The sequence below is a fragment of the Kocuria marina genome, from assembly GCA_014652975.1.
Classification (GTDB): domain Bacteria; phylum Actinomycetota; class Actinomycetes; order Actinomycetales; family Micrococcaceae; genus Kocuria; species Kocuria marina.
The window spans coordinates 38298-59009 of record BMZV01000003.1 but is presented as its reverse complement, the minus strand read 5'-3'; the positions used below and the strand labels follow the sequence as shown (position 1 = coordinate 59009).

21 protein-coding genes are annotated in these 20712 nt (G+C 69.8%); 18 read left to right on the top strand and 3 right to left on the bottom strand.

The window, feature by feature from the left end; translation table 11 throughout:
- The first annotated feature begins 1 nt into the window (after position 1).
- Together miaA and dapF are read left to right on the top strand one after the other, a co-directional pair.
- Positions 2 to 943, top strand: coding sequence for a tRNA (adenosine(37)-N6)-dimethylallyltransferase MiaA (miaA, locus tag IE157_RS08005; protein WP_193519674.1), 942 nt, complete (start codon positions 2 to 4; stop codon positions 941 to 943).
- A complete protein-coding gene (gene dapF, locus IE157_RS08000; protein WP_242670443.1) occupies positions 936 to 1880 on the top strand; it encodes a diaminopimelate epimerase in 945 nt (314 codons plus the stop codon). Before miaA ends, dapF begins: the two co-directional genes overlap by 8 nt.
- A 207-nt stretch (positions 1881 to 2087) precedes the next feature.
- Here the strand turns inward: dapF and IE157_RS07995 are convergent, their stop codons facing one another.
- Entirely contained in the window at positions 2088 to 2705 is a 618-nt protein-coding gene (locus tag IE157_RS07995; RefSeq protein WP_193519673.1) for a class I SAM-dependent methyltransferase, read from the bottom strand.
- 86 nt (positions 2706 to 2791) lie between these two features.
- On the opposite strand from IE157_RS07995, the gene hflX reads away from it, so the two are divergent.
- Both hflX and IE157_RS07985 read left to right on the top strand, forming a co-directional pair.
- Positions 2792 to 4495 (top strand): GTPase HflX, encoded by a 1704-nt coding sequence (hflX, locus tag IE157_RS07990; protein WP_064845947.1) that lies wholly within the window; start codon positions 2792 to 2794, stop codon positions 4493 to 4495.
- On the top strand, positions 4492 to 6546 hold the full coding sequence (locus tag IE157_RS07985) for an ATP-dependent DNA helicase (RefSeq protein WP_193519672.1): 2055 nt from the start codon (positions 4492 to 4494) through the stop codon (positions 6544 to 6546). Before hflX ends, IE157_RS07985 begins: the two co-directional genes overlap by 4 nt.
- Before the next feature lie 83 nt (positions 6547 to 6629).
- Here the strand turns inward: IE157_RS07985 and lexA are convergent, their stop codons facing one another.
- The gene (lexA, locus tag IE157_RS07980; protein ID WP_085106694.1) at positions 6630 to 7403 is read right to left on the bottom strand and encodes a transcriptional repressor LexA; all 774 of its coding nucleotides are present in this window, start codon (positions 7401 to 7403) and stop codon (positions 6630 to 6632) included.
- 280 nt (positions 7404 to 7683) lie between these two features.
- On the opposite strand from lexA, the gene IE157_RS07975 reads away from it, so the two are divergent.
- The 7 genes from IE157_RS07975 to IE157_RS07945 all read left to right on the top strand — a co-directional run bounded on the left by IE157_RS07975 (position 7684) and on the right by IE157_RS07945 (position 12795).
- The gene (locus tag IE157_RS07975) at positions 7684 to 8115 is read left to right on the top strand and encodes a LysM peptidoglycan-binding domain-containing protein (protein WP_144932640.1); all 432 of its coding nucleotides are present in this window, start codon (positions 7684 to 7686) and stop codon (positions 8113 to 8115) included.
- Positions 8116 to 8266: 151 nt separating this feature from the next.
- Positions 8267 to 9370 carry a histidinol-phosphate transaminase gene (locus tag IE157_RS07970; RefSeq protein WP_193519671.1) on the top strand — a complete coding sequence of 368 codons (1104 nt, stop codon included), beginning with the start codon at positions 8267 to 8269 and terminating at the stop codon, positions 9368 to 9370.
- Positions 9371 to 9526: 156 nt separating this feature from the next.
- Positions 9527 to 10144, top strand: coding sequence for an imidazoleglycerol-phosphate dehydratase HisB (gene hisB, locus IE157_RS07965; RefSeq protein WP_064845944.1), 618 nt, complete (start codon positions 9527 to 9529; stop codon positions 10142 to 10144).
- Between the two features lie 17 nt (positions 10145 to 10161).
- Positions 10162 to 10857, top strand: a complete 696-nt coding sequence (gene hisH, locus IE157_RS07960; RefSeq protein WP_064845943.1) for an imidazole glycerol phosphate synthase subunit HisH — start codon at positions 10162 to 10164, stop codon at positions 10855 to 10857.
- Complete coding sequence (locus tag IE157_RS07955; protein WP_165489804.1) at positions 10854 to 11015, top strand: hypothetical protein; 162 nt, start codon at positions 10854 to 10856, stop codon at positions 11013 to 11015. Before hisH ends, IE157_RS07955 begins: the two co-directional genes overlap by 4 nt.
- A gap of 108 nt (positions 11016 to 11123) precedes the next feature.
- The gene (gene priA, locus IE157_RS07950; RefSeq protein WP_064845942.1) at positions 11124 to 11873 is read left to right on the top strand and encodes a bifunctional 1-(5-phosphoribosyl)-5-((5-phosphoribosylamino)methylideneamino)imidazole-4-carboxamide isomerase/phosphoribosylanthranilate isomerase PriA; all 750 of its coding nucleotides are present in this window, start codon (positions 11124 to 11126) and stop codon (positions 11871 to 11873) included.
- On the top strand, positions 11866 to 12795 hold the full coding sequence (locus IE157_RS07945) for an SseB family protein (RefSeq protein WP_193519670.1): 930 nt from the start codon (positions 11866 to 11868) through the stop codon (positions 12793 to 12795). The genes priA and IE157_RS07945 overlap by 8 nt, the downstream gene beginning before the upstream one ends.
- A 116-nt stretch (positions 12796 to 12911) precedes the next feature.
- On the opposite strand, the gene IE157_RS07940 is transcribed toward IE157_RS07945, so the two are convergent.
- The gene (locus IE157_RS07940) at positions 12912 to 13382 is read right to left on the bottom strand and encodes a DUF1844 domain-containing protein (protein ID WP_193519669.1); all 471 of its coding nucleotides are present in this window, start codon (positions 13380 to 13382) and stop codon (positions 12912 to 12914) included.
- Positions 13383 to 13744: 362 nt separating this feature from the next.
- On the opposite strand from IE157_RS07940, the gene infC reads away from it, so the two are divergent.
- From infC to pheT, 7 genes are all read left to right on the top strand, one after another.
- On the top strand, positions 13745 to 14695 hold the full coding sequence (infC, locus tag IE157_RS07935; RefSeq protein WP_318281391.1) for a translation initiation factor IF-3: 951 nt from the start codon (positions 13745 to 13747) through the stop codon (positions 14693 to 14695).
- 118 nt (positions 14696 to 14813) lie between these two features.
- Positions 14814 to 15011 carry a 50S ribosomal protein L35 gene (rpmI, locus tag IE157_RS07930; protein ID WP_035963278.1) on the top strand — a complete coding sequence of 66 codons (198 nt, stop codon included), beginning with the start codon at positions 14814 to 14816 and terminating at the stop codon, positions 15009 to 15011.
- A 92-nt stretch (positions 15012 to 15103) separates the two neighbouring features.
- On the top strand, positions 15104 to 15490 hold the full coding sequence (rplT, locus tag IE157_RS07925; RefSeq protein ID WP_035963276.1) for a 50S ribosomal protein L20: 387 nt from the start codon (positions 15104 to 15106) through the stop codon (positions 15488 to 15490).
- 8 nt (positions 15491 to 15498) lie between these two features.
- Entirely contained in the window at positions 15499 to 16455 is a 957-nt protein-coding gene (locus IE157_RS07920; RefSeq protein ID WP_312795163.1) for a TrmH family RNA methyltransferase, read from the top strand.
- Between the two features lie 48 nt (positions 16456 to 16503).
- A complete protein-coding gene (locus IE157_RS07915) occupies positions 16504 to 16947 on the top strand; it encodes a (deoxy)nucleoside triphosphate pyrophosphohydrolase (RefSeq protein ID WP_193519667.1) in 444 nt (147 codons plus the stop codon).
- A 149-nt stretch (positions 16948 to 17096) separates the two neighbouring features.
- A complete protein-coding gene (gene pheS, locus IE157_RS07910; RefSeq protein WP_064845938.1) occupies positions 17097 to 18155 on the top strand; it encodes a phenylalanine--tRNA ligase subunit alpha in 1059 nt (352 codons plus the stop codon).
- A 4-nt stretch (positions 18156 to 18159) separates the two neighbouring features.
- Complete coding sequence (pheT, locus tag IE157_RS07905; RefSeq protein WP_193519666.1) at positions 18160 to 20712, top strand: phenylalanine--tRNA ligase subunit beta; 2553 nt, start codon at positions 18160 to 18162, stop codon at positions 20710 to 20712.

The following is a 20712-nucleotide window of genomic DNA, read 5'->3' as shown; positions in this document are numbered from 1 at the left end:
TATGACCCGGGGGACGCAACGCCCGGTCGTGGCGGTCGTGGGGCCCACGGGGACCGGGAAGTCGGACCTCGGGATCGCGATCGCCCAGCGCGTGGGCGGGGAGATCGTCAACGCGGACGCCCTGCAGTTCTACCGGGGCATGGACATCGGGACCGCCAAGCTGCCCCCGGAGGAACGCGGGGGAGTGCCGCACCACCTGCTCGACATCTTGGACCTGCACGAGGAAGCGTCGGTCGCCGCGTTCCAGACTCGCGCTCGCACCGTCATCGCCGAGATCGAGGAACGCGGCAACGTGCCCGTCCTCGTGGGCGGCTCGGGACTGTACGTGCGCGCGGTGCTCGACCACATCGAATTCCCCGGAACCGATCCGCAGCTGCGAGCGCGGGTCGAAGCCGAGCTGCACGAGCACGGGCATGCCCGCATGCTGCAGCGGCTCGCGGACGTGGATCCCGAATCGGCGGCCACGGTCAAGGACGACCGCAGACTGGTGCGGGCGATCGAGGTGCATCGGCTGACCGGACGGCCCTTCACGTCGTTCATGCCCGAGCGCCGGTACGTGCGGCCCACGGTGCAGATCGGTCTCGCCATGGAGCGGGACGTGCTCAACGAGCGGGTGGCCCGCCGCGTGGACACCATGCTCGAGCGGGGGTGGCTGGACGAGGTACGAGCGCTCGCGGCCCGGGGGCTGCGCGAGAGCCCCACCGCCGGGAAGGCCCTGGGGTACCCCCAGTTGCTCGCGGTGCTCGACGCCACGAGTACGCTCGAGCGCGCCCGGGACGAGACCGTGACCGCCACCCGCAGGTTCGTGAAGCGCCAGCGCACGTGGTTCCGGGCGGATCCTCGCGTGCACTGGTTGCGCGCGGACGATCCCGCGGGACCGTCCGCGCTGCCGGAACGGGCAATGGACGTCGTCCGGGCTCAGTATGATGGCGGCGATGACTGACACGACCGAGGGGACGGTAGGCAGCGTGAACTGGCAGGAACTGGCGGGCGTGCGCGTGACCAAGGCGCACGGCACGGGAAACGACTTCGTGGTCTTCACGGACCGGGACGGCACCCTGGACGTCTCACCGGACACGGTCGCGGCGGTGTGCGACCGACACCTCGGGCTGGGCGGTGACGGCCTGATCCGCGCCGTGCGCACCGAGCACGTGGCCGATGCCGGCGAGCTCGCCGAAGCGCACCCGGACGTCGAGTGGTTCATGGACTACCGCAACGGGGACGGTTCCGTGGCGCAGATGTGCGGTAACGGGGTGCGGGTGTTCGTGGACCACCTCGTGCGCGAGGGGCTCGTGAGCCTCCCGCGCGGTTCCCAACTGCGCATCGGCACGCGCGCGGGGATGCGCACCGTGGCGCGTACGTCCGACGGCTACGCCGTGGACATGGGTCCGTGGAGCTTCGAGGACGGGGACGCCGCGCGCGAGCGCGGTTCGGATTGCCTCGTGAATGCGGAGGGCCTCACGGTCCCGCGCCCGGGGGTGTCCATCAGCATGGGCAATCCCCACACGGTCGTGGCCCTGTCCGAGGGCGAGAAGTTGGACGGGCTGGACCTACACACCGCGCCCGTCGTGGAACCCACCCCTCCCGAGGGGACCAACGTGGAGTTCGTGGTGCCCTCGGACGACGGCGATTCCGAGTTCGGTCGCCTCGAGATGCGCGTCCACGAACGGGGTGTCGGCGAGACGTACTCGTGCGGCACGGGCGCGTGCGCGGCCGCGGCGGCCACCCGGTTCTGGGGCGGTCCCGACTCCCCGGACCGCTGGTTCGTGCGCGTCCCCGGGGGCGTGCTGTCCGTGACGTTCGTTCCCGCCCCGGACGGCACCGAGCATGTCGTCCTCGCGGGTCCGGTGCGCGTGGTGGCCACCGCCGAGCTCGTCTGAGTCGGTCGCGTTCGTGCCGTGGTGTGCTGAGTCGGGAGGGCCTCGCCGCGCGGCCCTGGTGCATCCATCGTCCGACGACGACGCTGCGCGCCGGCTCCCCGAGCGGCACCCCTGGCTGCTGTTTCCGACCCAACGCCCGGGGGTATAGGTTCCAACGCCGTACACGCGACCTCGGTTCCCGGCCCGGCATGCGTGCCTCCGCGCGCCTCAGGCGCGCTGGACGGTGATGATGCGGAAGCCCTTGTCGGTTGCGGCCCGGTCCACGCAATACCCCTCACCCAGGGTGGCCGCGAGCCAGCGCTGCAGTGAGTCCCCACCCAGGTTCTTCTGTACCACGAGCCACGCCGTACCACCGGGCGCGAGGCGGGGGAGCCACATCATGAGGATGTCGTGCAGTTCCTGCTTCCCCACGCGGATCGGCGGGTTGGACCAGATGGTGTCGAACGTACGATCCGCGGGTACGTCCTCGGGTAGATGGGTCTCCACGCCCGCGAGACCCAGCTCCCGCGCGTTCGCCGCAGTCAGCCGCAGGCTGCGTTCGTTGACGTCCACCGCGGTGACCGTGGCACTCGGTGCAGCGAGCGCGAGGGCCAGGGTGATCGGCCCCCACCCGCACCCGATGTCGAGCAGGTTCCGCCCGTGCGGATCGGGCACGTTGCGCAGCAGCGCGGCGGTTCCCTTGTCCAGGTCCGAGGGGGAGAAGACCCCCGCGGCCGTCCCCACGTCCACGGTGCGGCCCCGCAGCTCCACGGTGATCCGCCGCGGTTTCTCCGCGACGGACGGGTCGGACACGAAGTAATGCTGCGCGGGATTCTCGGGGGCCATGGCTCCACATGCTAGTGCCCCCGCCCGTCGTGTCAGTGCCCGGCGCTAGACTTGGTCAACCGTCTCCAGCCATAGATCAAGGAAATATGACGCAATCTCACCAGCACCAGAATCCCGCTCCGAAGCAGCCCGGACACTCCGCGGAACTGACCGGACCGGAACTGGAGGACGTCGTCTCGCGTGTCCTGGCCCGTGCGCGCACACGCTCCGAACCCACCCACGTCCACGACGCCGGCCAGGACGTCTTCGACGATGAACGGGGCGTCCACGGCGCCCGCGACCACGACGCGTCGTATGCCGCGGGTGGCGGACACGATCACCTGGGCCGCGCCCGTGAGCTCGCGGACGAGGACCACGTCCACGTCGAATCCGACGGCGATCAGCAGGACCTCGCCGAACGTCACGCGCTGCGCCGTGTCGCCGGACTGTCCACCGAGCTCGAGGACGTCACCGAGGTCGAGTACCGGCAGCTGCGGCTCGAGCGCGTCGTCCTGGCGGGTCTGTTCTCGAGCGGGACCCTGGCCGATGCGGAGAACTCGCTGCGTGAGCTCGCGGCGCTCGCGGAGACCGCCGGTTCCGAGGTCATGGACGGTCTGCTGCAGCGGCGCGTGACCCCGGACCCCGGCACGTACCTCGGCTCGGGCAAGGCCCTGGAACTCAAGGACGTGGTGGCCGCGACCGGTGCGGACACCGTCATCGTGGATGCCGAGCTCGCGCCGTCGCAGCGTCGTGCTCTCGAGGACGTCGTGAAGGTCAAGGTCATCGACCGCACGGGTCTCATCCTGGACATCTTCGCCCAGCACGCCAAGTCCAAGGAGGGCAAGGCGCAGGTGGAGCTGGCGCAGCTCGAATACATGCTCCCGCGTCTGCGTGGTTGGGGTGAGTCGCTGTCCCGGCAGGCCGGTGGCCGTGCGGCGTCCGGCGAGGGCATCGGTAGCCGTGGTCCCGGTGAGACCAAGATCGAACTGGACCGGCGCCGGATCCGCCAGCGCATGGCCAAGTTGCGTCGGGAGATCGCGGCCATGAAGCCGGCGCGTGAGACCAAGCGACTCAACCGCAAGCGTCATTCCGTGCCCTCGGTCGCGATCGCGGGGTACACCAACGCGGGTAAGTCGTCCCTGCTCAACCGGTTGACGGATGCCGGGGTCCTCGTGGAGAACGCGCTGTTCGCCACGCTGGATCCCACGGTGCGCAAGGCCGAGACCCCGGACGGGATCGGCTACACGCTCGCGGACACCGTGGGCTTCGTGCGCTCGCTGCCCACCCAGTTGGTCGAGGCGTTCCGCTCCACCCTGGAAGAGGTCGCGGACGCAGACGTCATCGTGCACGTGGTGGATGCCTCCCACCCGGATCCGGAGGGTCAGCTCAAGGCCGTGCGGGACGTCCTCACGGACGTGGGGGCCAATGACATCCCGGAGATCGTGGCCCTGAACAAGGCCGACATCGCGGATCCCGTGGTGCTGGGTCGTTTGCGCAATCACGAGCACCCGTCGGTGGCCGTGTCGGCGCGCACGGGAGAGGGCATCGAGGAATTGCAGCGGTTGATCTCCTCCGCCATTCCGCGCCCAAACCACGACATGGAACTGCTCGTGCCCTACGTTCACGGCGAGGTGGTCTCCCGGCTGCACGCCCAGGACGCCGAGATCCTGCGCACGGAACACACTCCCGAGGGCACGCGGTTGCGTGTGCGCGTTCGCGAGGAACTCGTGGGCGAACTCGAGCCCTACCGCGTGGCGGAGCCCGGGAGCCCGGCCGCCGCGCCCACCGCGGAGGATCCCGCCGGAGCATGAGCGCATCGTTCGTCGACGAAGCGGGGCACGACCTCTCGGACGTCCGCCCCGAAACGCTGCCCGGCGCGGTGGACACGCTCGAGCTCCTCGACTCCGCCGTGACCGCGCTGGGCGGGCAGCGTCGGGAGGGACAGCGGTTCATGGCGGCCAAGGTCGCCGAGGCCCTCGAGACCGGCCGGCATCTGTTGGTCCAGGCAGGGACCGGTACGGGTAAGTCGCTCGCATACCTCGTCCCGGCCCTGCGTCACGCCCGCACCGCGGACAAGCCCGTGGTCGTGGCCACGGCCACGCTGGCCCTGCAGTCCCAGATCACGGGCCGGGACGTCCCCCGCTTGCTCGACGCGCTCGAGGACGAACTGGACGACCGCCCCGTCGTCGCGCTGCTCAAGGGCCGCTCCAATTACGCGTGCCTGCACAAGGTCGAGGGCGGCTACCCGGACGACGACGGCGCCCTGTTCGACGTCCCCGGTTCGGGACCCGCCGCAGGGGGCGCGGATCGCCCCCTCGGTGGCTTGGCCCAGCAGGTGCTGCGGTTGCGGGAATGGATCGAGACCACCGAGACCGGGGACCGGGACGACGTCCAGCCGGGTGTCACGGACGCCGCGTGGCGGCAGGTCTCCGTGACCGCCAAGGAGTGCCTGGGGCGCAAGTGCCCCCTCGTGGAGGAGTGCTTCGCCGAGCGCGCCCGGGCCGAGGCCGGCGAGGCGGAGGTGGTGATCACCAACCACGCGCTGCTCGCGATCAACGCGTTCGAGGGGCTCGCGGTCCTGCCCGAGCACGACGTCGTGATCGTTGACGAGGCCCATGAGCTGCGGGACCGGGTCACGGGTGCCGTGACCGCGTCGCTGTCCGCCGCCGCGGTACGAGCGGCGGCCACGGCCGTGCGCAAGCACACCGCGGCGTCGAGCGATGCACTCGAGAAGGCCGCGCAGGCCTTCGATCTCGCCTTCGACCCCGACCCGTCCGGACTGTTGCCGCGAGGCTTCACCGAGGAGCAGGTCTACGCGGTCGGTGGCGTTCAGGATGCCGCGCGCACGGGGCTCAGTGACACCAAGGGCGATTCCAAGGGCGAGGACGCGGCACGTCACGCGGCCCGCTCACGGTTGTCCGAGCTGCTGGACACCGCCGAGCGCATGCTGTCGGCGGACACCGCCCATGACGTCCTGTGGATCTCCCGCGTGGGTCGCTGGTCGCCCACGGAGGGATACGCGGGATCGTCCGAAGGGGAACCGGCGACCCTGAACATCGCGCCGCTCAGCGTCGCGGGGCCCCTGCGGGAGGGGTTGTTCGACGGGCGCACGGTCGTGCTGACCTCGGCGACCCTGGCCGTGGGGTCATCGTTCTCGTCCACGGCCGGGGCTCTCGGCCTGCAGGGCCCGGGGTCCCCCGCGTGGCGGGGCGTGGACGTGGGCAGTCCCTTCGACTACCGCCGCCAGGGCATCCTCTACGTGGCCAAGCACCTCGCGAAACCCGGCCGTGGCGTCTCGGAGGAGCAACTCGAGGAACTGTTCGGGCTGCTCGAGGCCTCGGGCGGCGGCGCGCTCGGTCTGTTCTCGTCCCGCCGGGCCGCGGAGGACGCGGCGGAGGCGCTGCGCGATCGTACAGAGCTGCCCATCCTGTGCCAGGGGGACGCCTCCCTGCCGTCCCTGGTCAAGGAGTTCACCGACGATCCCTCAGCGAGCCTGTTCGGAACCATGAGCCTGTGGCAGGGAGTGGACGTGCCGGGACAGTCATGCCGACTGGTCGTGATCGACCGGATCCCGTTCCCGCGCCCGGACGATCCCCTGGGCACCGCCCGTACACGCGCGGCCGAACGGGCAGGCGGCAACGGGTTCATGTCGGTCTCGGCCACCCACGCCGCGGTGCGCCTGGCGCAGGGCGCCGGCCGACTGATCCGTGCGAGCGGGGACAAGGGCGTCGTCGCCGTGCTGGACTCGCGGCTCGCCACGGCGCGCTACGGGTCCTTCCTGGCCCAGTCCCTCCCGCCGCTGTGGCCCACCACGGACCGCTCGACCGCTCTCGGGGCGTTAGAGCGATTGGCGCGCTCCTGAGCGTTCGACGTCGCTGTGCTCACATCCGTGGTGCCGTCCCGCGTGACGCGACGCGCGGTTCCCGGAACCGTTCGGAGGGCGAGCTACAGGGAGCGGAAGACCGAGACGACCTTTCCCATCACGGTCGCGTGATCACCCAGGATGGGTTCGTAGCGGGTGTTCTGGGGCAGCAGCCACGTGTGGCCGTCGCGCTGGCGGAAGGTCTTGACGGTCGCTTCGTCGTCCAGCAGGGCAGCCACGACGTCCCCGTTCTGCGCGGAGTTCTGTTGGCGCACCACGACCCAGTCGCCGTCGCAGATGGCTGCGTCGATCATGGAGTCCCCGGAGACCTTGAGCATGAACAACTGGCCGTGACCCACGAACTGCCGTGGCAGGGAGTAGACCTCCTCGACCGATTGTTCGGCGGTGATGGGGCCACCGGCGGCGATGCGCCCCACGAGCGGTACGGGGACCATGGCGTCGTCGTCGTCCGCGGCGGGCAGGTCGCCCATGGTGTGCACCGCGGGGGACGCGGCGCCCGATGCGCGGGTCGCCAAGGACTCCACGGAACCCGCGGGCTCGTCGGCCGGCCCCAGGTGGCGGTCGAGTTCCTCCGCGCTCAACGGGCGCAGGACCTCCATGGCGCGGGGTCGGCGCGGATCCCGGCGCAGGTAGCCCCACTTCTCGAGCTGGCCGAGCTGATGGGTCACGCTGGACAGGGACGCCAGACCCACGGTGTCACCGATCTCACGCATGGACGGCGGGTAGCCGCGCGTGGTGATGCAGCGCTGCACGGCACCGAGGATTCGTGCTTGTCGAGGGGTGAGCGTGCGCGGGCGTCGGTCGGACGCCTGCTGATTCGGGGAAGAAGTGCTCACGTGCGGGGTCCTTTCACCGTCCACGCTGTGCACACCCTGCGGTGGGCCGCGGAGGCCGCTTATGCGTGTCGGAGACGTGGGGTCAACTAACTCCTGTGTGACCTCGAGCTTAACCCGCGCGCGTCCCCGGGTTCAAATATGTGTTCGAAAAGGTCCTCGACAGCATTCGTACACCCGTGCTAGAACTGTGGGTAGAGATTCGAAAATGTGTTCTAAGTACGCTCCGCGTTCGAACACCGCCACCTTCGGGTGGATCCGGTCAGATCACCAGGAGGTAGCCATGACCGCTCTCACCTTGTCGCGATCCGTTCGTTCCGCCACGGCTGCGTCCTCCGCCGCCGTGCGCGCTCGTACGTCGGCCCGTGCCGCGTCCGTCCAGGCCGCCCCGCGCGCCGCTCACTCGCCGCTGCAGCTCACCCGCCGCGGCCGGTTCTTCCTGATCGGACTGCCCTTCGTCACGGGAGCGGCGGCCCTGTTGGTGGTCGCCGCCGTCTTCCTGCTGCCGCCCACGGTCAAGGCATCCACGGAACCGGCGGGGGCGCCCGTGACCCACGGTGTCACGGTGCAGGCGGACCAGACCCTATGGGAGATCGCCGCCGTCGCGGACCCGCAGCGGGACACCCGTGAGGTCATGAACGACATCGCCGAGCTCAACGGTCTGACGTCCTCCACCCTGCACACGGGTCAGGTCCTGGAGGTCCCGTCCCGCTGACGGTGACCCGTCGGTGACGTGATCCGTCGGTGCCAAGTGAGCGACTCCTGGTGCGCCGACAAGCTCCGAGCGGTGTCACGACTGGTCCGGGAATCGACACACCGTGAGACGTCGTGTGACCGGATATGCGCCGAGTCCATAGACTGGTCTGGTGAATTCTCGTGATGATTCCCTCGAAGCCCTTCCGCTGCGCGACGACCTGCGGGGCCTGTCTCCCTACGGTGCTCCCCAGCTGGAAGTCCGTGTCGCACTGAACACCAACGAGAACACCCATCCGGTTCCCGAGCCCGTGGTTCGGGCCATCACGCGGCGCGTCACCGATGCCGCGGCGTCCCTGAACCGCTACCCGGACCGGGACTTCGCCAATCTGCGGACCGCCCTAGCGTGCTATCTGGGTCACGAGCTGACCGAGGACAATCTGTGGGCCGCCAACGGGTCCAACGAGATCCTGCAGCAGATCCTGCAGGCCTTCGGTGGGCCGGAGCGCTCCGTGTTGAGCTTCGTCCCCACGTACTCGATGTACCCGTTGCTCGCCCTCGGGACCGGAACGCGGTTCATCGCGGGGGAGCGCGCCGCGGACTTCTCCCTGTCCGCGGAGTCGGCGGCACGCCAGGTGGGCGAGCACGCCCCGAACATCGTGTTCCTGTGCTCGCCCAACAACCCCACCGGGACCGCGCTCGGACTGGACGTCGTCGAGGCCGTGTACGAGGCGGGGGAGGACCGCAACACCATCGTCGTCGTGGACGAGGCCTACGCCGAGTTCGCGCGCTTCGGAACCCCCTCGGCGCTAACCCTGCTTCCCGGCCGTCCCCGGCTCATCGTCACGCGCACCATGAGCAAGGCGTTCGCGTTAGCGGGTGCACGACTCGGGTACTTCGCCGCGGACCGCTCCGTCGCGGACGCTATCCGCCTCGTGCGCTTGCCGTACCACCTGTCCTCGGTGACCCAGGCGACCGCACTGGCCGCACTCGAACACCACGAGACACTGCTCGGCACGGTCGAGGACATCAAACTGCAGCGCGACCGGATCGTGGACGAGCTCAAGCGACTGGGCCTGACCCCCGCCGAATCCGATTCCAACTTCGTGTTCTTCGAGTGCGGCGGGGACGCCCACGCCATGTGGCAGGGTCTGCTCGACCAGGGCGTCCTCGTGCGGGACGTGGGGATCCCCGGCCACCTACGGGTCACCGCCGGGACGGAAGCGGAGACCACCGCGTTCCTCGAGGCCGTGGAGTCCTACCTCGCCCGGTCCTGAGCCGGACCGTCCGGGCCAAGATTCTGAGCCGGCCCGGCTCGTCTCGAACCGTGGGACCGGTCGGGCCGCGGCCCCATGGTCCCACCCCAGCCATCTAGACTGGACCCGCCCGCCGAGCCGTCGCCGGGCGCCGTCCCCGAGGAGATGTCGTCTTTCATGAGCGCAGTCGAGAACCACCGCACCGCCACGGTGGAACGCGTGACCAGTGAATCCAGCGTGCGCGTGAGCCTGGACCTGGACGGGACGGGTACGTCCTCGATCGAGACCACGGTGCCGTTCTACAACCACATGCTCACGGCACTGTCCAAGCACTCCCTGATCGACCTGGACATCCAGGCCCACGGGGACACGGACATCGACGTCCACCACACGGTCGAGGACACAGCGATCGTCCTGGGTGATGCGCTGCGCCAGGGACTCGGGGACAAGCGGGGGATCCGCCGTTTCGGGCAGGCCACCGTGCCGCTCGACGAGGCACTCGCGTCCGCCGTGGTGGACGTGTCCGGGCGGCCCTACGTGGTGCACACGGGTGAACCGGAGGGCCAGCAATACCACTTGATCGGTGGTCACTTCACCGGGTCGATGACCCGCCACGTCTTCGAGTCCCTGGCCTACCACGCCCAGTTGTGCCTGCACGTGGAAGTGATCCGCGGCCGTGATCCGCACCACATTGCCGAGGCCCAGTTCAAGGCGCTTGCGCGGGCGTTACGCGAAGCCGTGGAGCCCGACGCCCGCATGGCCGGCGTGGTCCCGTCCACCAAGGGCGCGCTGTGAGCGGGGCGGAGCAGAACATGACGGAGGCGCCGAGTGTTGTCGTCCTGGACTACGGCGCGGGCAATGTGCGCTCTGCCGTGCGCGCCCTCGAGGAGGCCGGCGCGCGGGTGGTGCTGAGCGCCGATCCGCGCGACGTCATGGACGCGGACGGTCTCGTGGTCCCGGGCGTGGGAGCCTTCGCGGCCGTCATGGAGGGATTGCGCGCGGTGGACGCCCCGCGGCTCATCGATCGCCGGTTGAGCGGTGGCCGTCCGGTGCTGGGGATCTGCGTGGGCCTACAGGTCATGTTCGACCGCGGCGTGGAACACGGTCACGAGTCCGAGGGACTGGCACAGTGGCCGGGGACCGTGGAACGCCTCGACGCTCCGGTGGTCCCGCACATGGGCTGGAATGAGGTGCGCCCGCCGGAGGGCTCGGTACTGTTCCGCGGCATTGAGGACGAGCGGTTCTACTTTGTGCACTCCTACGGGGTGCGGGAGTGGGAATTCGACCAGAGCATCGAGCACATGGTGCCCCCGGGCGTCACCTGGTCCGAGCACGGGGCGCCCTTCGTGGCCGCCGTGGAGAACGGTCCGTTGAGCGCCACCCAGTTCCACCCCGAGAAGTCCTCCGCGGCGGGGATCGCCCTGCTGCGCAACTGGCTGTCCACGTTGCCGCGCACCGGACGCATGGCCGGGCGCATCCCCGCACCGAGTTCGGGGGCCCCGGCATGACCGCATCGGTGCTGCTGCTCGTGGCGGGGGCGTTCTTCGTGGGCGGGGCGATCTCCTTCCATCAACAGCGCAAGCCGCTGTGGAGCGTGGTGTTGCTCGCGTTTGTGGCCCTCGTGTTGATCGGCTACGGGGGCTACTCGTGGTTCACGAGCGTGTGAACCGGGCGTAGTGCCGTCGTCAACGGGTACGGGGCGTGCGCCGCACCGCGACAATCCAATCAACCACCGGACCACCACGGCGCCCGCGGGTGCCACGTGAGGAGAGACATGACCGAGACCACCGAACGCCGTTTGGAACTGCTGCCCGCGGTGGACGTGCAAGGCGGACAGGCCGTGCGCCTGGTCCAGGGGGAGGCCGGCTCCGAGACCGGCTACGGCGATCCGCTCGAGGCCGCCCTCGCGTGGCGGGACGCGGGCGCCGAATGGTTGCACCTCGTGGACCTCGACGCCGCGTTCGGTCGCGGTGACAACATCGAGGTCCTGCGCCGCGTGGCCGCGAACCTCGACCTCAAGATCGAGATGTCCGGCGGGATCCGGGACGACGAGTCCCTCGAGCGCGTCCTGACCCTGGACCCCGCGCGCATTAACCTGGGCACGGCGGCGCTCGAGAACCCCGAGTGGACGCATCGCGTGATCGCCGAGCACGGGGACAGGATCGCCGTGGGTCTGGACGTGCGCGGCACCACGCTCGCCGCGCGCGGCTGGACCAAGGACGGCGGCGACCTGTGGGAGGTGCTGGAGCGCCTCGAGGCCGACGGCTGCGCGCGGTACGTGGTCACCGACGTGACCAAGGACGGCACGCTGCGCGGGCCCAACACCGAGCTGCTGGCCGAGGTTGCCCGCCGCACGGACAAGCCCGTGGTGGCCTCGGGCGGAATTTCGTCCCTCGAGGACCTCGCTGCGCTGCGCGAGCTCGTCCCCGCCGGCATCGAGGGCGCGATCGTGGGCAAGGCGCTCTACGCCGGCAAGTTCACGCTCGCGCAGGCCCTGGACGTCGCCGGTCGCCCGAGTGCCTGAGCACCGCGCGGATCGCGGGCCCGGACGCGAAGCGCACCCGCCCTCCGGGCGCGGTGACCACGCCGTTTCCGGCCCCAGCGCACGCGTCCTTCCCGCGCACATCGCCGCCCAGCTGCGCTCGGCCGGTGGCCCCACAGACACCGGCGGTCAGTCGTGGGAGGGTCGCAATTTGGGGGAGGGTACGAGCCACACCCACCAGTTTCCCGACGACCCCGGCACCGCGGATCCGAATGTCGCCTGCGCACTTGACGCATGGCGCGCGGGGACAGTGGGCGAGGAGGAGGTCGTGGCCGCGCTCGCCGGGATCCGGGTGTTCGTGCCCATCGTGGCGCAGGTGTCCCAGTCCCACATCACCGAGGACGGTCTGGTCTCCGACAAGGAAGCGGACATGGCCCTCGTGAGCTTGCAGGCCGCCGACGGCCGCAAGGCCCTGCCGGTGTTCACGTCCACCAATGCACTGACCGCATGGAACTCCCGGGCCCGACCGGTCGCCGCGGACATCCGCCGCGCCGCGCTGTCCGCGGTGCAAGACGGCTCCGCCCTGCTTGTCGTGGATCCGGGGACGGATCCGGCCTTCGTGGTCCGGCGCCCCGCCCTGTGGGCCGTGGCACAGGGACACGAGTGGACGCCGTCGTACCGGGATGTCGCGGTGGACGACGCCGTCACGCGCGCGGCACTCGGGCGCTCGGAGATCGTGGCGGCGCTCGCCGGCCCGGGTCGCGGTGTGAATGCCGCGCGGTCCGACGGCGCCGCGTTACGCGGTGGGGGCGAGGGCCCGGAGCTCACGGTCACCCTGCAGCTGCGGGTGGGGCTGTCCGTCGACGAGGTGCAGGCAGCAGTGGGGCATTACCAGCAGCAGCTCGCGGCCCAGCCCGTCATGGCGGAGGCGGTGGATTCGATCGAGGTCCGGCTCACCGCGTGAGGTCACTGCATGAGATCACAGCGTGACGTCGCCGTCTGACGTCACCAAGAGGAACGCGGCGCACGACCACCGGTCGCGCGCCGCGTTCCTTAAAAGGACTTCAACGGGATTGACGCTCAGCCGTAGACCGGGCCCGTGAACTTCTCGCCGGGTCCCGCGCCGGGGGCGTCGGGGAACGGGGAAGCCTCGCGGAACGCGAGCTGGAGGGACTTGAGGCCGTCGCGTAACGGGCCCGCGTGCTGGGAGCCGATCTCGGGAGCGGCCGCGGTGATCAGACCTGCCAGGGCGATGATGAGCTTGCGCGCCTCGTCCAGGTCCTTGAGTTCCTCGGCGTTCTCCTCGGCGGCCAGACCGCACTTCACGGCGGCGGCGCTCATCAGGTGAACGGCGGCGGTCGTGATGACCTCGACCGCGGGGACCTCGGCGATGTCACGCATCTGGTTGTTCACCTCGGCGAGGGTCTCGTCTGGCAGTGCATCGGGATCGGAGGCGCCGTGGTCGTGGGCGGCGTCGTGATCGTGGGCGGGACCCTGGGACGATGCGGTGTCGGTGAATTCGAAGCGCTCGGAGCGCGGCTGCTCGGACATGGGACCACTGTAGAACAGCGGTATCGCCCGGCGCGGGGCCGTCGCCCGACTGGCCCCGGCGCCCCCGGATGGGTTATATTGATGGACAGTGTGCAAGCGGAGATGACTCCCACCCGCCGCCGCCCGCCGAGTGACGCGATCACACGGCACCAGGTGCCCGGGTTCGTGACCGAACGACCACGCCGTTTTCATGACGGTCGTGTCATCTCGGTCTCTGTGTGGTTCTCACCTCCGCTCGCGCGTGCCGCAGCGGAGGTTTTTCGTTGTGGTCCAGGACCCAACCACGGGGAAACCCACGAACTCAGGAGCTTGGCATTAGCGATCCACGTATCAATGACAGAATCCGTGTCCCGGAAGTCCGCTTGGTCGGACCTGGCGGCGAGCAGGTCGGCATCGTTCGCGTTCAGGACGCGCTGCGGCTGGCCCGAGAATCGGATCTCGATCTGGTCGAGGTCGCACCCAACGCCAAGCCCCCCGTGGCCAAGCTCATGGACTTCGGCAAGTACAAGTACGAAGCTGCGGTCAAGGCTCGTGAGGCGCGCAAGAACCAGGCCAACACGGTGCTCAAGGAAGTGCGTTTCCGGTTGAAGATCGACACGCACGACTACGAGACCAAGGTGGGTCACGCCAAGCGCTTCCTCTCCGCGGGGGACAAGGTCAAGGCCATGATCCAGTTCCGCGGTCGTGAGCAGCAGCGCCCCGCGATGGGTGTGCGCCTGCTCGAGCGGCTCGCGGAAGACGTCGCCGAGGTCGGTGTCGTGGAGACCGCGCCCCGCGTGGACGGTCGCAACATGGTCATGGTCATCGGTCCGCTCAAGAACAAGGCGGAGGCTCGCGCTGAGGCCCGCAAGCAGAAGCAGCGGGAGACGTCGCAGTCCGAGAACCAGCGCAAGCAGCGGGTGGACACCTCTACTGCCGAGTCCGTGACCCAGTCCATCGGGGACGCGTTCCCGGCGGAACTGCGTCAGGCGGCCACCGTGCAGGCGGAGAGCTCGCAGAGCGCTCCCATCGCGGCGGAGGACAAGGTCCAGGAGACCGTGGCGCCGGCGTCCGGTACCGAAGCCACCCAGGCTCCGGCGCAGCCCGAGGCTTCTGCACAGCAGGCCACCGCGGACGCCAAGGTCGCAGCGGCCAAGCCGGCGGCGGCGCAGGCGGGTACCGCATCGGCGTCGTCACCCAAGCCCGCAGCGAGCCCCAAGCCCGCTGCAAGCGCGAAGCCGAGTGCGAAGCCCGCACCCGTGAAGCCGAGCGCGGCGGCCAAGCCCGCGGCACCGAAACCCGGGGCGTTCAAGCCCGGGCCCGCCAAGAAGTAACCGCGGCACAGGAATTGACAGCGTTGGGCGTGTGATCGCCCGACACCAGCGTGGTCGCGGCCGTGTGTCGCGACCCACCGGTGTGCCCCACCGGTCGATGTAAAAGGAGACGGCCACCATGCCGAAGATGAAGACCCACAGCGGTGCCAAGAAGCGTTTCAAGCTCACCGGTTCGGGCAAGGTCAAGCGCCAGCAGGCCAACCGCCGCCACTACCTGGAACACAAGTCCTCGCGTCTGACCCGCCGTCTCGCGGGCGACCAGATCGTCTCCACCCCGGGTGAGGCCAAGGCCATCAAGCGGATGCTGGCCAAGTAGGCCCTTCCTCTTCCATTTCGTCAGCGCCGCGTTTGCGCGGCGGGTAGTCATGTTCCGGCAGGGGTCGGAACCGAATCGTTAGGAGTACGCACGTGGCACGTGTGAAGCGGGCGGTCAATGCCCACAAGAAGCGTCGTGAAGTTCTGGAGAAGGCCTCGGGCTACCGCGGTCAGCGGTCCCGGTTGTACCGCAAGGCCAAGGAGCAGATGCTCCACTCGTACACCTACTCCTACAACGACCGTCGCAAGAAGAAGGGCGACTTCCGTCGGCTGTGGATCCAGCGCATCAACGCCGCCGCCCGCGCGAACGGTCTGACCTACAACCGCTTCATCCAGGGCCTGAAGGCCGCTGAGGTCGAGGTGGACCGTCGCATGCTGGCCGAGCTGGCCGTGAGCGACGAGAACGCGTTCGCGACTCTGGTCCGCGTGGCCAAGGACGCCCTGCCGGAGGACACCTCCGCGCCCCGCACCGCCGCCTGAGTGCCGCTGTGACGTTCGTCGAGCGCCTGGAAGACCGGTTGCTGTCCAACCCCCGAGCCGATCGGGTCAAGGACGTGACCGCGTTGACCAGGCGCTCGATGCGTTCCAAGCGCGGATTGTTCCGCGCCGAGGGTCCGCAGAACGTGCGCGAGGCGGTCCGTCTCGCGCTCGCGGATTCTCCCGCTCCCGGGTTGCCGAGGCTCGATGCCGTGTATGTGACCCTGCAGGAGCTCGACCGGCATCCGGGGATCGCTGCGGATCTTGCCGCGGTCGCCGACCGCGGTGACGCGTTCGTCCGGGCGGTCACCCCGGAGGTACTCGCGGCCATGACCGATGCGGTCACGCCGCAGGGGATGCTGGCGGTGTGCCGCTTCCGTTCCTCTGCTTTGGACGCGTCTGAGGCGTCGGGCTCCTCTGACGACGCCGCTCGCGCCATCGGTGCCGCACGCCTGGTGGGCATGCTGGTCCGGGTGCAGGACCCGGGTAACGCCGGCACCGTGATCCGTACCGCGGACGCCGCCGGCGCAGATGCCGTGCTGTGCACTCCCGGCACCGTGGACCCGTTCAACCCGAAATCCGTGCGCTCCTCTGCGGGGTCGCTGTTCCACGTCCCGGTGTTCACGGGCATGGAACTCGCCGCGGTCGTCGCGGCGGCTCGTGAGCACGGCATGGGTGTGCTCGCCGCGGATGGTTATGCCTCCATGACGGTCTCCGAGCTGGCCGACGCCGCGATGCTGCGCGCCGCGGGCATTTCTTCGGGGGACGTGGCGTATCCCCTCGAGCAGCCCACCGCGTGGCTGTTCGGTAATGAGGCGCAGGGACTGTCGGAAGCGGAGGTCGCGGCCGCGGATCTGTCTGTGGCGGTGCCGCTGTACGGGGCCGCCGAATCGCTCAACGTGGCCACCGCCGCGACCGTGTGTCTGTATGCATCGGCGCAAGCCCAGCGCCGGATTTTCGATCGCTGACGCTTCTCTCTCCGCGCTGTCCGAATTGTCGGTGACACACTGAACACCATGACTTCCGATCTCCCCGCGCGCTTCCGGACCCAGGTGGTCGGGGTGGCCCTGCTCGACGACGCACATCACCCCACCGCGTTCCTCGCCGCCCAGCGCGCCTACCCCGAGACATTGCGCGGGCTGTGGGAGTTCCCGGGCGGCAAGCAGGAACCGGAGGAGAGCGCCGAGGACGCACTCGTGCGCGAATGCGCGGAGGAGCTGTCGGTGCGGGTGGAGCTTCTGGCTGAAATCTCAGGCCCCCATGCTCAGGGATGGCCACTGTCCGAGAAGGCCGCGATGCGAGTGTGGACCGGAACCACTGCGGATACACCCGTGGTGGGCACCGATCACCTGGCCGTGCGGTGGGTTCCGTCGAGCGACCCCGACGCCGTACTGGCCTTGCCGTGGATCCCGGCGGACCTTCCGATCGTGCGGGCATTGCTGGGACAGCTCGCCCCATGACCCCGCCGGGTCAGCGGACGCCATGGGTCCTCCACTAGACTGACCCTGCCCGCACCGGCCACGCTGCGGGCATTTGCACGAAAAGCGGCTCACCCACCGGGGGAGCGAGCTCGTGAGAACACCGTCCGCCAGTAGGAACGCGAGAAACCATGTCCGAGACCACACCGTCCGCCGCGGTGGACCCCACCGACGAGGCCGGGGTGACGGCCGCCCTCGAGCACGCACTGCGTGAGATCGAGGCCGCCGCCGACCTCTCCGAGCTGAAGACCGTTCGCCTGGCCCACACGGGGGAGAAATCCCCGCTGGCGCTGGCCAACCGTGCGATCGGTGGGCTGGACAAGGCCGCCAAGGCCACCGCGGGCAAGCTGGTGGGGCAGGCCCGCGGACGCGTGAACAAGGCGCTCGCGGCACGCGCCACCGTGCTCGAGGAGGAGAGGGATGCCCGCATCCTCGTGGAGGAAGCGGTGGACGTCACGGCGGCCACGCGGCGTCGTCGGCTGGGCGGACGGCACCCCCTGACCAACCTGATGGACCACATTGGGGACATCTTCGTGGGCATGGGCTGGGAGGTCGCGGAGGGACCGGAGCTCGAACACGAGTGGTTCAACTTCGACTCGCTGAACTTCAAGCCGGACCACCCGGCGCGGCAGATGCAGGACACGTTCTTCGTGGACCCGCCGTCGTCACACCTGGTGCTGCGCACCCACACCTCGCCGGTGCAGATGCGCTCGCTGCTGGAGCGCGAGCTGCCGGTGTATGTGGTGTGCCCGGGCAAGACCTACCGCACGGATGAACTGGACGCGACCCACACCCCCGTGTTCCACCAGGTGGAGGGCATCGCCGTGGACGAAGGGCTGTCCATGGCGGACCTCAAGGGCACCCTCACCCACTTCGCGCGCACCATGTTCGGCCCGGAGGCCGCGATCCGGTTGCGGCCCAACTACTTCCCCTTTACCGAACCCTCCGCGGAGCTGGACGTGTGGCACCCCACCGCCAAGGGCGGACCGCGGTGGATTGAGTGGGGTGGCTGCGGCATGATGCACCCCAACGTGCTGCGGGCCGCGGGGATCGACCCCGAGCGCTACTCGGGGTTCGCGTTCGGCATGGGCATCGAGCGGACCCTGATGTTCCGCAACAACGTCCCGGACATGCACGACATGGTCGAGGGCGACGTCCGTTTCAGCGAACACTTCGGGATGGAGATCTAGAGCAATGCGAGTTCCTTTGTCATGGCTGCGCGAGTACGCGCCCGTTCCCGAGGACGCCACCGCGGAGGACGTCCTGGCCACCCTCGTGAAGGTGGGTCTTGAGGAGGAGGACGTCCACCGCCCCTCCGACTCCCTCTCCGGTCCGATCGTGGTGGGCCAGGTGCTCTCCATGGAGCCCGAGACCCACTCCAACGGCAAGACCGTGAACTGGTGCTCCGTGCGCGTGGTGCCGGAGGGCCATGAGCAGACGCTGACGGGCAAGGGCATCGACCCCTCGGGCGTCCAGGGAATCATTTGTGGTGCCCACAACTTCTCGGTGGGTGACAAGGTGGTCGTCGCCCTTCCGGGTGCGGTGCTGCCGGGTGACTTCCGGATCTCCGCGCGCAAGACCTACGGCCACATCTCGGCAGGCATGATCGCCTCCGTGCGCGAGCTCGGCATTGGCGACGACCACGACGGCATCCTGGTGCTGTCTCGGATCGGGCTGGACCCCGAGATCGGCTCCGACGCCCTGGAGCTGCTGGGTCTCTACGACTCGGCGGCGGAGGTCAACGTGACCCCGGACCGCGGGTACGCGTTCTCGATCCGCGGGATCGCCCGCGAGTACTGCCACGCGGTGCGCGCACCGTTCACGGATCCCGTGGCGGAGCTCGCGCCGCGGGTGCCCGCGTCCACCGAGGACGGGTTCCCCGTGACCGTGTCCGACGACGCCCCGATCCATGGCCGCGCCGGGTGCAACCGCTTCGCGGTGCGCATCGTGGAGAACGTGGATCCATCCATCCCGTCCCCGCAGTGGCTCGTGTCGCGGTTGCGCCTGGCCGGGATCCGCTCCCTGAGCCTGCCCGTGGACATCTCCAACTACGTGATGCTCGAGTACGGCCAGCCGATCCATAACTACGACGCGGACACCCTGCAGGGCGGGATTACCGTGCGCCGTGCGCGGGCCGGCGAGAAGCTGACCACGCTGGACGACAAGTCCCGTGAGCTGAACACCGAGGACCTCGTGATCGCGGACGAATCCGGTCCCGTGGGCCTCGCTGGCGTCATGGGCGGCGCCGCGACCGAAGTCGGGGAGAACACCACGCGCGTGCTCGTGGAGGCCGCGCGCTTCGACGAGGTCTCGATCGCCCGCACCGCCCGCCGACACAAGCTTCCCTCGGAGGCGTCCAAGCGATACGAGCGCGGCGTGGACCCGCAGCTCGCGCCGGTTGCTGCGCAGCGCGTCGTCGACCTCCTCGTGGAGCTGGCCGGCGGCACGGACTCCGGGCGGGTCACGGACGTGGACCACACGGACCGCCCCGCCGCGATCGAGCTGCCCGCGGGCTACCCTGCGGCGCGCGTTGGAGTGGACTACTCTCCAGAGGTCGTCGAGCGCAGCCTCGTGGCCATCGGCGCCGAGGTCACGGAGACCGCGGACGGCTGGACCGTGGTCCCGCCGTCGTGGCGCCCGGATCTGCTCGAGAAGGAGGACCTCGTCGAGGAGGTCGCGCGTCTGGACGGCTACGACAAGATCCCCGATCGCCTCCCCGTGGCGCCTCCCGGGCGCGGCTTCACGCGCTCGCAGGCCGCACGACGCCGCGTGGCCAACACGCTCGCGGCCGCCGGGCTCACCGAGGTGCTCAGCTACCCGTTCGTGTCCCAGGCGGACAACGACCTGTGGGGCAGCGCGGACGGTGAGCACGTGGCGTCGATCAAGCTCGCGAACCCCATCAGCGAGGCCCAGTCCCTGCTGCGGGTGAGCATCCTGCCCGGGCTGCTCGGGGTGCTCAAGCGCAACCACTCGCGCGGACTGCGGGACCTGGCCCTCTACGAGATAGGCCACGTGTTCCTCGCGGACGGCTACACCCCGGACACCCAGCCCATCCCGCCGCTCGGCGTGCGCCCGGCCGCTCCGGAGCTCGAACGGCTCGACGCCGCCGTTCCCGACCAGCCGCGCAGGCTCGCCGCGGTGCTCACGGGGCACGACGCCGCTGCAGGCCCGTGGGTTGCGCCGCGTACCCTGGACTGGCAGGACGCGCTCGACGTCGCCGTGCTCGCCGCACGCAGCGTGGGCGTGGAGCTGAGGGTCACCCAGGGCTCGCATCACGCGTTCCACCCCGGGCGCACCGCGCAGCTGAGCACTCAGGACGGCGCCGTGATCGGTATGGCGGGAGAGCTGCACCCCAAGCTCGTCGCGGCCCAGGGGTTGCCCGAGCGCACGTGCGCCGTGGAACTCGACCTGTCCGCGCTGCTCGATCGTGAGGCCTCGGCGGTCACCGCCCAGGTGATCTCGGGCTACCCCGCGGCCACCCAGGATGTCGCACTCGTGGTGGACGCGAGCGTCCCCGCGGCGGACCTGCTGACCACGGTGCGTCGGGGAGCGGGCGAGTTGCTCGAAGCCGCCGAGGTCTTCGACGTGTATGTGGGCAAGGGCATCCCCGAGGGCAAGAAGTCCGTGGCGATCGCCCTGCGGTTCCGGGCCGCGGACCGCACCCTCACCGCGGACGAGGCCTCCCAGGCCCGTGAGAACGCGGTGGATGCGGCCCACAGGGAGCACGGCGCTGAGATCCGAAGCTGA

Excerpts from the sequence above, each read along its gene's own strand:
- miaA (WP_193519674.1), top strand. The coding sequence starts at position 2 with ATGACCCGGGGGACGCAACGCCCGGTCGTGGCGGTCGTGGGGCCCACG.
- dapF (WP_242670443.1), top strand. The coding sequence starts at position 936 with ATGACTGACACGACCGAGGGGACGGTAGGCAGCGTGAACTGGCAGGAA.
- IE157_RS07995 (WP_193519673.1), bottom strand. The coding sequence starts at position 2,705 with ATGGCCCCCGAGAATCCCGCGCAGCATTACTTCGTGTCCGACCCGTCC.
- hflX (WP_064845947.1), top strand. The coding sequence starts at position 2,792 with ATGACGCAATCTCACCAGCACCAGAATCCCGCTCCGAAGCAGCCCGGA.
- IE157_RS07985 (WP_193519672.1), top strand. The coding sequence starts at position 4,492 with ATGAGCGCATCGTTCGTCGACGAAGCGGGGCACGACCTCTCGGACGTC.
- IE157_RS07975 (WP_144932640.1), top strand. The coding sequence starts at position 7,684 with ATGACCGCTCTCACCTTGTCGCGATCCGTTCGTTCCGCCACGGCTGCG.
- hisB (WP_064845944.1), top strand. The coding sequence starts at position 9,527 with ATGAGCGCAGTCGAGAACCACCGCACCGCCACGGTGGAACGCGTGACC.
- hisH (WP_064845943.1), top strand. The coding sequence starts at position 10,162 with ATGACGGAGGCGCCGAGTGTTGTCGTCCTGGACTACGGCGCGGGCAAT.
- IE157_RS07955 (WP_165489804.1), top strand. The coding sequence starts at position 10,854 with ATGACCGCATCGGTGCTGCTGCTCGTGGCGGGGGCGTTCTTCGTGGGC.
- priA (WP_064845942.1), top strand. The coding sequence starts at position 11,124 with ATGACCGAGACCACCGAACGCCGTTTGGAACTGCTGCCCGCGGTGGAC.
- IE157_RS07940 (WP_193519669.1), bottom strand. The coding sequence starts at position 13,382 with ATGTCCGAGCAGCCGCGCTCCGAGCGCTTCGAATTCACCGACACCGCA.
- rpmI (WP_035963278.1), top strand. The coding sequence starts at position 14,814 with ATGCCGAAGATGAAGACCCACAGCGGTGCCAAGAAGCGTTTCAAGCTC.
- IE157_RS07915 (WP_193519667.1), top strand. The coding sequence starts at position 16,504 with ATGACTTCCGATCTCCCCGCGCGCTTCCGGACCCAGGTGGTCGGGGTG.
- pheS (WP_064845938.1), top strand. The coding sequence starts at position 17,097 with ATGTCCGAGACCACACCGTCCGCCGCGGTGGACCCCACCGACGAGGCC.
- pheT (WP_193519666.1), top strand. The coding sequence starts at position 18,160 with ATGCGAGTTCCTTTGTCATGGCTGCGCGAGTACGCGCCCGTTCCCGAG.